This is a genomic window from Bathymodiolus platifrons methanotrophic gill symbiont, assembly GCF_002189065.1.
Classification (GTDB): domain Bacteria; phylum Pseudomonadota; class Gammaproteobacteria; order Methylococcales; family Methylomonadaceae; genus Methyloprofundus.
Genome location: NZ_BDMN01000067.1, coordinates 1 through 12,543, shown reverse-complemented (window position 1 = coordinate 12,543; position 12,543 = coordinate 1). Strand labels below are relative to the sequence as shown.

Annotated in this window: 6 protein-coding genes; 5 read left to right on the top strand and 1 reads right to left on the bottom strand. The window is 40.4% G+C overall.

The features are described 5' to 3' along the window. Positions 1 to 290 precede the first annotated feature (290 nt). Positions 291 to 1,076 carry an undecaprenyl/decaprenyl-phosphate alpha-N-acetylglucosaminyl 1-phosphate transferase gene (locus CDZ78_RS04395; RefSeq protein WP_087868885.1) on the top strand — a complete coding sequence of 262 codons (786 nt, stop codon included), beginning with the start codon at positions 291 to 293 and terminating at the stop codon, positions 1,074 to 1,076. A 551-nt stretch (positions 1,077 to 1,627) separates the two neighbouring features. Here CDZ78_RS04395 and CDZ78_RS04390 read toward each other — a convergent pair. Then, on the bottom strand, positions 1,628 to 2,359 hold the full coding sequence (locus CDZ78_RS04390; protein WP_087868884.1) for a hypothetical protein: 732 nt from the start codon (positions 2,357 to 2,359) through the stop codon (positions 1,628 to 1,630). 569 nt (positions 2,360 to 2,928) lie between these two features. Here CDZ78_RS04390 and CDZ78_RS04385 point away from each other — a divergent pair. The 4 genes from CDZ78_RS04385 to CDZ78_RS04370 all read left to right on the top strand — a co-directional run bounded on the left by CDZ78_RS04385 (position 2,929) and on the right by CDZ78_RS04370 (position 12,428). Then, positions 2,929 to 4,209, top strand: coding sequence for a putative Ig domain-containing protein (locus CDZ78_RS04385; protein WP_087868883.1), 1,281 nt, complete (start codon positions 2,929 to 2,931; stop codon positions 4,207 to 4,209). 122 nt (positions 4,210 to 4,331) lie between these two features. Next, positions 4,332 to 11,621: an RHS repeat-associated core domain-containing protein gene (locus CDZ78_RS04380; RefSeq protein ID WP_087868882.1), complete on the top strand. Its 7,290-nt coding sequence runs from the start codon at positions 4,332 to 4,334 to the stop codon at positions 11,619 to 11,621. Further along, positions 11,622 to 12,038, top strand: coding sequence for a hypothetical protein (locus tag CDZ78_RS04375; protein ID WP_087868881.1), 417 nt, complete (start codon positions 11,622 to 11,624; stop codon positions 12,036 to 12,038). It abuts the gene before it with no gap. A 39-nt stretch (positions 12,039 to 12,077) separates the two neighbouring features. Continuing rightward, positions 12,078 to 12,428, top strand: a complete 351-nt coding sequence (locus tag CDZ78_RS04370; protein ID WP_087868880.1) for a ribonuclease E inhibitor RraB — start codon at positions 12,078 to 12,080, stop codon at positions 12,426 to 12,428. Positions 12,429 to 12,543 lie beyond the last annotated feature (115 nt).

The window sequence follows — 12,543 nt, the reverse complement described above, 5'->3', positions numbered from 1 at the left end:
TAAAAAATGCAGCATGACAAGTCATGAATTTCCTAGTTTTTGAACGAGCCTTCTTCCTCAAAGCGAAGGAACTTAAAGGAGGGCTGCGGCAACAATTACCTATTAATTGGCGATGAAACTGTGTTGGCTATTTTAATATTTTCAAGGGATTTTATCGCTTATTTATCTTTTGGCATGAAATGGTAAGAAAAGTTTTCCTTTTCCATATAGAAAGAGTAATTTTGCCGAACAGCCACATACCATCGTCGGGATAATTGGTTGAATTGCTGTTTTTCACTGCTACTCATATAATGTTAATTATTCTACCTTTTGCTATAACCATATTGCTTGTGCTGGTTCTCTGCCCTATAGCAAAAGCACTCAGCCTCACGGATAAGCCGTGCTCTAGAAAAAATCACTCAGGTGAAATACCTCTTATTGGGGGGATTAGTATATATTTATGCTTGCTAATACTCATTTACTGGGTACCTATAAAAAGCTACTGGTATATAATTTCAGCAACCCTTATTGTCATTTGTGGAATAATTGATGATTACAAACACCTAAATCATAAGTGGCGTTTAGGCGTAGAAATGATTGCCACACTAATCATGATTACCTGGGGTGGAATGGAAATTACAAACCTGGGAAATCTATTTGGGTTTGGAGACATTAAATTAGGCAATTTATCAACTACCATAACAATTATAGCTGTTGTGGGTGGAATCAATGCTTTTAATATGGTCGATGGTCTTGATGGAGCAGCTGGGGGCGTATCACTCATAATAATGAGCCTAATATTCGCATTAACAACGAACATTTCCCAAATATCAACGATATGTTTAATATTCATCTCGGCAATTATCGCCTTTTTATTTTTTAATATGCGTATTTTTGGCCGCAAAAAAGCCACTGTTTTTCTCGGAGATTCTGGTAGCATGCTATTAGGCTTTACAATCTGTTACTTAGTTATTTCAGTATCTCAAGGCGAAAATAGAGTTATTTCGCCTGTAACAGTTTTATGGATTATAGGTCTTCCACTTATTGACGCCGTATGTATTATGTTGCGCCGCATTAAAAAAACTGAAGTTTCCTAGAAATTCATCAAGCGACCATGCGTAACAAAACTAAGTATTTATCCCCGAATGGGAAAAAACACAAATTGAAAGTGGTGAAAAGAACTGACTGAGCTTTTGGCAAAAAGATGATGTTGAACGGTTCTGTCGCAAAAAACGAATGTTTGTGTAAAAATCAACTGTATCCTGTTTTTATGGGGCAAATGGGTGAAACGCCATGCAGGATAAAAACTTCTCAGCCCATCATTAAAATTACGATAATATAGTGGGAAGGCCAATTATCATATGTCATTCAGGAAAATAATAACTTAAAAAATAGCACCATTTTTAGTTGAACATGTGAAATTTCTTTGGCTGAAATTAAATCTTATGATCGTAGGTAATAGGGTGATTTTGTTTTTTGCGACAGAACCGGGTAACTTTTGCAATTATTTACCTTCTCATTGTGGTTTACTGTAATTAAAAATTAAAAGGTTTTAGTCGATGGTTGATTTTAAGAAAAGACTTAAAAAGAGGGATATTGTAAAAAAAATAAATCCACTCGATATCTATGACACTTATCTATACATCGGTTAAAAAGGACGAACAGGTAGTACTAAACTACCGAAAAAATCCCCCTTATTATCTGATTCTTTGTAAGAATGAGAAAGCGTTCGCGTAAATGCATAATGAGCGTTGTCCTCTGTAGATGACCAATAGAAATTGTTGCCATCGGGATCAGCGGAAATCCCCCATATTTGTATAAACGCGATATATATAAAATCTAGAGAGTCTTTAGAGGGTAAGTGCCAGCCAGAAATGCCGTTGATTTTGTAATGAGCGGCTAAATATGCGGCTGAAGTTTCCGAGGCACAACCTGCAGCTAAAATTGCATCTGTATTTGCTTTACCATCCCCAACTTTTGCTCCTCGTGCTCCTAAAACAGAGGTTCCAGAACATCCCCAAGAGGAGAACCCCAAGTCGACTAAACTCACCTCTAAACCATGCTCTCCATTATTAGTAGTGTAATAAACGATGCCGCCAGCAGGACCTTTGTCACCCACTTTAAAATCATCTACACAAGCCCCTACCTTGGGATAATCACTGTCTTTACAACGCCATCGAAACCTTACTTCCGTTTCATCATCTTGATCAGGATAGGATATCCCCGTAATTATATTCTTAATTTCTGAGACGTTACTCTTAATAATCTTTAACTCAGTTTTGTTTTTAGTAGTATCGGATATGGAAATATGACTGAAAAATGCGGTGGCTGCAAAGATACAAGCCACCCAATATTTAGTATTCAATTTTGAATTTCTCATTAGTACCTCTTAATTAGCTCTTTTTACTTTCCTGTTGGTAAAATACCAAACATTCTAAAAAAATTCAGGCGAACCATGCTACCTCACGAAATTCCGGGGCTCCTGTCGCCGCAATTTGTTCCCCTACGCAGCGAATGGTAATGTTCCAGCCGCCCTGCGTCTGCCACAAAAAAAGCCCTACGGCTATCGCGGACTAAAAATCATCACTTCGCTAAGCTCCGTTTCCCTGATTTTCAGCGGACGAGGTGAGGAGGCCGAATTGGTGTGTCGAAGGCATGAGCGGTCGCGTTAAGTTTTTGCCGCTTGCTTAGGCTGGGATGCCCAAAAAAAGCTTTCACACAAATAGCGACTCCGCGCTAAAGGTAGCGTGAATTGTGTCATAAAACACAAGACGTTTTGATTTTAGGGAGACTATTTTAACCCAGATTCAGATTAAATTCGATATCAACAGGAAAATGAAAAGAGCCCTTTAATGATCGCAGACAATGAGAGAAGTAAGTTTTTTTCGGCAGAATTTACCTTAAACTATGGTACGATTAAAAAAATTGTAATTACCATAAGTTGGTTTAATGAAAATCCCTGCTTTTTTTATTTTTTTATCTTTTTTTTCTCAACAGATTCTGGCTGTTACTATTGCGGAACTTGAAATCTCTCGAAATAATGCACTGGCTTGGATTATTCAAAATCAAAATGGAGATGGCAGCTGGGGTAAACAGGTTGATCTTCGTGTACAAACAACGGCTGAAGCAATCCAGGTATTAGCACGCTATGGGATGAAAGGCAGTTTTTCTACGTTGGCGGGACAAAGCTGGTTAAGTAACCAGGTCGTTAATAGTACAGATAGTTTATCGGCTATTGTAAAAGCTCTTTCCTTGACTGGTGCGGATCATAGCCAACAATTGACGCAGTTAGTTTCTCTACGCGGCGGAAATAATTCTAGCTGGGGTGCTTATTCAGGCTACAGGGAAAGCGTCATTGATACCGTTGTTGCCTCAGAAGCATTAAAGATGAGTGGCAATAATGACGATTCACTCATCAATGCACTAAGCTTCGTTGTCACTAAGCAGCATACCGATGGTAGTTGGTCGATGAATGAGAGTCCTACCCAGAGTAGTATTCTTTCTACAGCACAAGTACTAATGACATTAAGTCGATATAGTACAATTTATGGCGTGGACAGTTTTATTAATAGCGGTCTTGTCTGGTTACATGGTCAGAAAAAATCTGACGGAGGCTATGCTGAAGACAGCATTACAACCACTGGCCAGGTTTATGAAACAGCGCAAGTTGCGCGAGCAATCTTACTTGCCCAAAGTTATGGCAATACAACTGCATCAAACACCACTCACCAAACAGACCTTAGGCAGGCACAAGATTTTTTGGTAAACCAGCAACAAGCAGGGGGGGATTGGGAAGCAGGTGTTTTGCCAACGTTATCCGCTTCACAAATGACAACACCCGAGACGCTTGCCGATTTTGATCATGATGGTATTCCTGATCAAGTTGAAACAGTACTTGGGACTAATCTAGCCAAACCTGATAGTCATCAATTTTCAGTAGGGAATGGCGAGGCAATCGAGGGTATTACATATGCCTTGGATGTCGCTAACATTCATATTCAACAAACATTAAATACAACACTATACTCTCCCCAAGGTGGTAGCGGTACGTATACTTGGAGTATTGTTTATGGTTCTTTACCACAAGGTATTAAACTGGATTATTCATCGGGTGTGCTAAGCGGTTCAGCCAGCCAAATTGGCTATTTTAATTTTACTTACCAAGTCGCTGATGAGCATGGCTGGTTTGAGAATGTACTGGCAAAAATCACGGTTACCCCTCAACCTTAAATGCACGTCCCAAGTATGGATGTTAGTTTTAATGGGCTTTTTTTACATTTCTTATCAAGACTCTTTACAGAGATAATTCACAAAAATCCTAATAACACATAAAAAAATAAACAAGGACTCATATGAACGCTCTAAAATGGAAAAAAAATCTATTATTGTGCTTAGGTATCTTAATATTTAGTAGCTCTTTACAAGCGAATAAAAACACTCTCCCCCTGTCTTTATCACAAACACCGTCTATCCAGGAGCTAGTGGATGACATGACAGAGCAAGGTAATTATTTTTATCATCGGTTACAACATACCTTAGATGAAATTCATAAAGAAACTCAAACACAACAGACAGAGGTCATTGATAACAGCGTATTTTCAATATTTCGTGGACGAATGGCTAATCTGGAAAGTGAATATCAGTCTGATTATGCCCAAATTTTACAAGATTTGATTGGCAGTGGCTTAGCAACGCAAATTACCGAATTTGAAGAAAAAGGACGAAAAATATCATCACGTTTTAAACAGATAAAACAGGCAATACAAAAAGTAGAACAAAGTAGCATAGGACAAAGAAAATTCAAGATACAAAGTCTGGCAACCTTATTAAGGTCATTTAAATATATAGCGGTTGATTTACCGGTTGATAAAACGCTTACAACGTTTACGCAATCCATCGATGAAAAACTGATAACCACCTCAGAAGCTAACTTTACAAAACGGGGAGAAACCAATCAACCTATATATATCAGCCAATGGGATGAACAGACAAATCATCATCTAATAGGTCTTGTAAAATGGTTGGTAACAGCATTAATAAATGAATCTAAGGCAGCACCGAAAGAGTTGCCCACCGAAGCAAGCAGTTGTAGTTATGTAGCATCTGATCTGGCAGCGGATGGCGTTGACATCATTTTGTCACAAGAGATTAAAGATTTAGCACAGCAACTACAGTATTCACCAGCCAGAATTTTTAACTATGTCAGTCAAAAAATTACCTTTGAACCCTATTATGGCGCACTTAAAGGTGCAGTAGGTACATTGCACAGCCAAAGCGGAGGTGCAACAGATCAAGCTTCTTTATTAATTGCTTTACTTCGAGCCTCTAATATCCCGTCTCGTTATGTAAAAGGAAAGGTTGTTTATACAGATAAAACCGCTTTAGGTCAGGATGGAAAAGCACCTCGATGGTTAAGTACTAAAACGTATAAAGCCGCAGCAAGACGTTTAGCAAGAGGACAAAATCCGGCTGGCGCACGAGTTGTTACAAACGATTCTGGGGATATTATTGGCAATACATTTAATCAGGTTTGGGTAGAAGCATGCATTCCATATTCTAATTACCGAGGTATTCATGCCGGTGGAAATGGATACCAATGGATACCATTAGACCCGAGCATCGAAGACCATCAATATCAAGCGGGCATTCAGATTAATGTAAAATTTGATTATGCCAGCTACCTGTCCAATCGAACCAATAAATTACCGCATGAATTTTATCAAGAGGGAATATCGAAAAAACTAGCTAATGGGCAAGCATTATCTGATATACCATTTCAAGGTAAAAAAGCACAGATTAACTATGATATTTTACCCACCACACTACCATATTTTGTTGATCAATACCTCAACTGGAGTAATAGTAGTAACTCAGAAACAGCTGTATTACCTGATTCTCATCGCTATCATTTAAAAGTCAGCGTTAAAAAACCATCGGGTGATGTTTTATTGCCTGAGAAAGATTTATTGTTTAGCCAAGTCTTATTAAAACGGCTAACGCTATCTTTTAAAGGTGCAACACCCTCGAATCAGACAGCATTAAACAACTGGCGACTGGATGAAAATTTAAATACTATTTTACCTTGTAGCATTAATATAATCGCCAGTCTTAAATTAGAAGGTGTTGAGCTGGCAAGTGGCACAGAATCCACTGGGATTTGTACCTCAAGAAATCAATTGAGCTATAAAATAACGCTTGATGAAGGTCTTAATAATCATCCACCAAGCGAAGCTAGTTCTGCAGCAACAAATATTATTAATGAGGTGAATTTTACCAATATAGACGCCACTAATCTGCATGCACTGCAAACCTATGCTTTCCATATTAGTGATCGGTTATTAGCGGAAAGAAGTGAACAATTATTACAAGCGATAAAAGATAATAGAAATCCTAATAGCAATGTGGATGAGACGGAAGGTGAATATTTACATATTGTCGGATTACAATATATGCGGCACCTGAGTGACTCTACTAAAACCATTGCCTTGTTAAGTAATGGTACAGGAGACAGTGGTTACCATATGGGCTTAACCTCCACAAAAATGAAAGTCGAATATCTGTTTGATATCCCCTTTGCCGTTCATCGCGGGGGTATGCTGGTGGATATACCAGGAGGACAAACTAGAAATATTGATTTAACTACAGGTCTAATAGATTGGGATAGCTTTTTGCTTTCAGGTTATTCCGCATCGGCATATGAATCTTATATCTGGCAGGAAAATGCAGCACTTGATGCAGTATCGTCTGTGCGAGGATTACAGTTTGCTAATGAGCAAGGGATAGAAGAGTTACAACTAACAAGTAGTAACTGGGAAAGTGAGCAGAGTAAATTTACCTCCAATACCGATTCCTCATTAAACTACAGCACTGCTCAGATCAATAGTATAAAAAGCAATTATATTGATAAAGGTTACACGGTTAAGGTACCTAGAAGCCAGATTCTATATGATAGCTGGAAAGGGGTGGTTTTTGTTGCTGAATGTAATAATTGTCAGGGTGATGGTGCTGTTAAGGCTGGATATATTATCAGTGGTGGCTATGCTGGTGGATACACACTCCCCAGAAATGCTTCTTCCCCTCCGGTTATTTACAACCCAGATATAAATATAGGTTATGTCCCTGTTAGCTACATTCCACCCGTGGTTAATGAACATATAGTCAACACTGGTATCCCTTACAACTCCACCACCGCCTCAAAGGGTTTTAACGTTAATCAAGTGTTTAGCGGCGATCCAGTTAACCTAGTCACAGGAAACTTCTACCACAACGAGCAAGACCTGATCATCCCAGGTCGGGGTGGCCTGTCGTTTGTTTTTGAACGAACCTACAACTCCCAAGACCCAGAAGACAGCCCACTAGGCTACGGCTGGACACATAGCTTTAATCATTTTTTAAAATTCTACGGCCACGATACCGCAGACAACCGCGTAAAAGTCAGCTGGGTAGATGGCTCTGGCGGCGAGAAGTTTTTTTCTTTACCTGGGGCAACCGTCCCCACCAACAGCCCCGACTTTGAAAATGATGTCGGCGTACATGTCGTTTTAAAAAGAGAAAGCAATGGCCAATACAGTATTACCCAGAAAAATGGCCTGACCTACACCTTTGCCTCAAATGCAGGCGCAACAAATGATCAAAAAGCCAAGCTATTATTCATAAAAGATAAAAATAACAACCAGCTCACCCTTAATTACAATAATAGCAATCAGGATAAACTCCTTAGTGTCAGTGATGATCTAAACCGTAGTTTAACCTTGGCTTATGCCAATGGTGGAAGTAGCCATTATATCGAAAGTTTAACTGACTTTAGTGGTAGACAATGGCACTATAATATTAATACAGCCGGTGATTTAATCGAAGTCAAACCCCCTTTGGTAGTGGAAGGAACTATGGCTCCATTGATTTACAATTACTACACTGCAGCAGACGGTCACAATAAAGCCCATCTATTAAAAAGAAAACAAAGTGCCGAAGGTAAAGGTATGACTTTTGAATACTATGCCAACGGCCAAGTATTCAGACATACGGACGATCTCGGTGGCAGCATACGATTTAATTACAATAACTTTCGTCGTGAAACGGTCGTCACAGACGAGCGCGGGTACGCTACACATCACTTCTTCGATGAATATGGAAACCCAGTTAAGGTTGTGGATGCTGATGGTGCCACAGAAACCTTTGAATATGATCCTGCAGAACCGTTAAACCGATTGGCACATACTAATAAAGGCGGATTAAAAACCCAATATGAATACAACAGTAACGGAACCGGTGACTTAATAAAAATCACCCAGCCCTCTGGTGATACTATTCAGTACGGTTTTTACAACACTTATCATCAAGCACAAAAAGTACAAGATGCCCGCGGCAATATCAATCTGATGCAATACGACAGCCAAGGCAACTTGACCGACAGTATCAAATTAAAAGCAGGCATAGACCGAGATCCAGAAACCAATAAAACTCCCTACACCCCGATAGAAACCGATGTTCTTAGCTGGACACGCTTTGAATACGACAGATACGGCAATAATATTCAAATCCAGCAAATTAAATCATTAATAGAAGAAAGCGGGACACTACCCTTAGGCCCTATTGTCAGAAACACTTATGACAGTAACGCGCTTTATCTAATAAATATTAGCCGCTGTGGTGCCGCTGATCTGAATGAAGATAACACTACAGACAAACAAGAATGCCAAACCGCTACTGTTATCTACGATACCCTGGGTAGGAAAACACAAGGTATTGATGCCAGTTGGTACCCAACCAAAACTCATTACGACAGCAACAATAGAAGCACCCAAAGCAGCGACAACCAAGGGCAACTCCACAGCTATACCTACAACCAAGACAACCAACTGCTACAAAGACAGCTGCTGATAGGCAACACCCAGCACGACAGCGAACAATACCGCTATGATCAAGCGGGAAGACTCAGCCAAAGCATTGATGCCGGCGGAGAGACTAGCCAGTACCAGTACGACCGTAGTGGCAACCTGATAAAAATCACCGACCCCGACAACTACACCCTCACACTAGACTACGACCAACGCGGCCACTGGACGAGTGCAGAAGATAAAGGACAGCACCAAGTCACCCGAAAACTGGATGCCCTGGGAAGAATCCAAAGCATTACCGACCCCAACGGCAATACACAGCGTTATGAATACTACGGTGCTAGTGACAACGGCCGCCTATATAGAAAATATGACGCCCTCAACCGAGTTAGTGAATACCACTACACCCCCACAGGACAAGTTAGCAAATATATAGACCACGAAGGCCACAGCACCACAACCGAATACGATGCCGCAGGCAGAGCCATCAGAATCGTTCAGCCCGGCTATCTGGATAATAACCTAGACTCAGTCACCTATAATCAAACGATCTACCCCGTAACCCTTTATCACTACAATCTATTAGGGCAACAAACTGATATTTACGCAGGTTATACAACCGATCCAGCCGAGAGAAAACAGGATCAAACCAGCCTACAGAAACAACAAGACTACGATGACTTTAATCGACTCACACAAAGCACCGACGCACTCAACAGAAGCCACACATATCAGTACAACAACCACAACCAGCTTAGCCAAAGCAAAGATGGCAACAACGACATCACTAGCTACCAATGGCAACAAGGCAACCTGCTCAAACAAAAAAACAACAGCGCAGGAACAAACAGCTACGACTATAACGCGCTAGGGAAAATCACTCAGGCACAAGACAAGCACAGCATCAACAACTATGAATACGATGCAAGCCACCGCCTAAAAAGCAGCTATGACGCAAGACAAAGCTGGACAGCAGAAACAGGCCAAGCCACCGCCAAATCCCTGCATTATAAATACAGCCCAGGTGGACTACTCGACCGCCTAACCGACAACCAAGGCCAAGAAACCGACTACCGCTACGACCCCACAGGCCGACTCACCACTTTATGGGACAGCAACTGGGACAGCACTCAATTTACCTATGATGCCGGCGGCAGGCTCACCCAACAAAGCAACCCCAACCACATCAGCCAAAGCTACAGCTATCGTGCAGACGACAGCCTAAAAAGCCATTTAGTCAAAAACACAGGCAGCGGCAATCCAATACTCGAACAACACTACCAAATTGACCCATTAGGTAGAATAAAACAAAAAATAGAAACCCTAAACAATACGACAGAAACTACCGATTACCTATATGATCCACTGGGCAGACTGACACAAGCAGACAACCAAAGTCCCGCCACAAAACAAAACTGGCGCTATGACGCATTCGGCAATAGAACCCAACAAACAACAGGCATCAGTACAGGGACAGAAAGCACAGAAATATCAATCCACGATGCAACAAACCAACTGATAGAAATCAGAAGCACCACATCCACAGGCACCCTCAAACAAGCCTTTATCTACGACGGCAACGGCAACCAGATTAAAGACTGCCAAGGCACCAGCGTTACCCGAAATACCACAACAAACGACTGTACAGGAAGCACCGAAATAGAGTTAATCTATAATGCCGACCAAGAACTAATCCAAGTCAATAAAACAGGTATTCCCACCGAACACTACCAATATGACAGCCAAGGTCGAAGAATAGAAAAAATTATCGGCGAAAATAGCCCCAACAACCCCAACAAAACAAGATACCACTACAATGGCGACAATATCTATGCCCAATACACCACCAGAGACAGCACCAACCCACATTACAGATACGTCCAGCTAGGCCTAGACCAACCGCTCAGCAGATACAACGAAACAGAACAAACCACCTATTACCTACAAGGTGCACACAACAACATCCTCGGCACCACCGACCAACAAGGGAGTTTAACTAGCTACCAACAATACGACAGCTGGGGAAACACTAAAAACCAAAGCACCACCAAAACACCCCAATACGGCTACCAAGGTAGAGAGCCTAACAACACTGGCTTAATCTACTACCGAACCAGATACTACCAACCTCAAACAGGTCGATTTACTCAGCAAGACCCTAAAGGGTTTATTGATGGAATTAATAAATATGCTTATGCGGTTAATAGCCCGATTAACTACTCTGATCCTTATGGGACTAGTGTTAATAGCAGTGCCTATACGCCTAGCTATACAGAGGATCAGAATTATTTTTCTTCAGGAAGTAGCTTCGAAAATATCGTTGATAATGTTATAGATTATGGCATTGATATAGCTTCGGTTGGGTTAACTGCTTTTGATATAATGAATACCCCTATTAGCCCAACCGCAGATACGGTTTTTATTGCTGCCGCATTACAATCAGGTAAACAAGGCATTAAAAACACTGTTAAAACTGGTATCAATTGGACGAAGAATCAGATTACTAAGGTTAGAAGTAAGGCTTATCTCAAGGATGTTGGTTCTTATACCAATACACATCTCAGTGGTAAAACCTATTCAGGTAAAGGATCTCGATTTCGATCTCAGAAATCTGCTAAAAGATGGGCTAAGGATGAAAATGACCCTCATGTGGCTACAGATTTCACACGTGCAAGGAATACGCGAGATGCATTCAAGCAAGAGTCAAGACGTATCGATGCAAATGGAGGTGTGAAGAGTTCTTCCAATTACAATAAAATTGAATCTCCCGGTCGTAAATACCGATTACAAGATGGTGATCTCTAAATGGATTACAAAGTTAGTGAAAATCCGATAGAAGTTTTTTTCAATGAGTTGAGACTACTCGCTGAGAAATATGAAGAACTGACGGATACAGATGTTAGAGAGGATCTTCATCTTACGCTTAATTATTTCTTTGTTTGGAAGAAAGAAGACAGTAGCTATCCTATTTCTTATGGGATGTTTTCCAAAGAAGGTGATCAGTTTGTCGCTACAGCCGTTAATAACTTTCTTAAAGCAATAACTGATTATCCTGAAATTGATAATATGCCTATTGGTCAAGAACGTTTGGATTTACTTCAAAATGAAAATATGTCTCTAGGCGGGTGTCAATATGATGAATTTATTGGTCATACTGATAGTCCATTGCCCCCAGATCCTTTACCAAAGTGGTTATTTGATGAGGGGGATTACGATGAGTAAAGTTACAGTACTAGTCTTAGTCTGTCCATGGTGATATGAATGGCATATATTCCAAATGATGCAACAGGAGACGCACTTAGACGGTTCATTAAAAATGGTTCTAATTTATCAGAACTTATGGAAATTGATTTTTTTGTTGCTGTACCTTCAAAGCAGAAAGGTAATCAAGTTGCATTGGAGGCAAGAGCCTTAGGTTTTAACGCTAGTGTTGAGTTTGATGTTGAAAATAGTGACTGGACTTGTTACTGTACTAAAACACTTATTCCAGAATATTTGGAGGTCGTGAAAATTGAAAAACAGCTTTCCTATATTGCCAAACCACATGGTGGTTATACAGATGGTTTTGGTTCGTTTGGAAATGCAGATACAAATGAGCGCGGTAAAGTGTAACCTGTAGGCTTCGAAAGCATATTTCACCTTGAATTCTTTTAAGGCTTCTTCATCCTTGCCAGATATAGTCGGTAGTGGGTTAAATCTGTTATTTCACTTAAATAATTAGGAGAAG

What these genes read in the sequence shown, in the direction of transcription:
- CDZ78_RS04390 (WP_087868884.1), bottom strand. Translation starts at nt 2,359, where the DNA reads ATGAGAAATTCAAAATTGAATACTAAATATTGGGTGGCTTGTATCTTT.
- CDZ78_RS04395 (WP_087868885.1), top strand. Translation starts at nt 291, where the DNA reads ATGTTAATTATTCTACCTTTTGCTATAACCATATTGCTTGTGCTGGTT.
- CDZ78_RS04380 (WP_087868882.1), top strand. Translation starts at nt 4,332, where the DNA reads ATGAACGCTCTAAAATGGAAAAAAAATCTATTATTGTGCTTAGGTATC.
- CDZ78_RS04375 (WP_087868881.1), top strand. Translation starts at nt 11,622, where the DNA reads ATGGATTACAAAGTTAGTGAAAATCCGATAGAAGTTTTTTTCAATGAG.
- CDZ78_RS04385 (WP_087868883.1), top strand. Translation starts at nt 2,929, where the DNA reads ATGAAAATCCCTGCTTTTTTTATTTTTTTATCTTTTTTTTCTCAACAG.
- CDZ78_RS04370 (WP_087868880.1), top strand. Translation starts at nt 12,078, where the DNA reads ATGGCATATATTCCAAATGATGCAACAGGAGACGCACTTAGACGGTTC.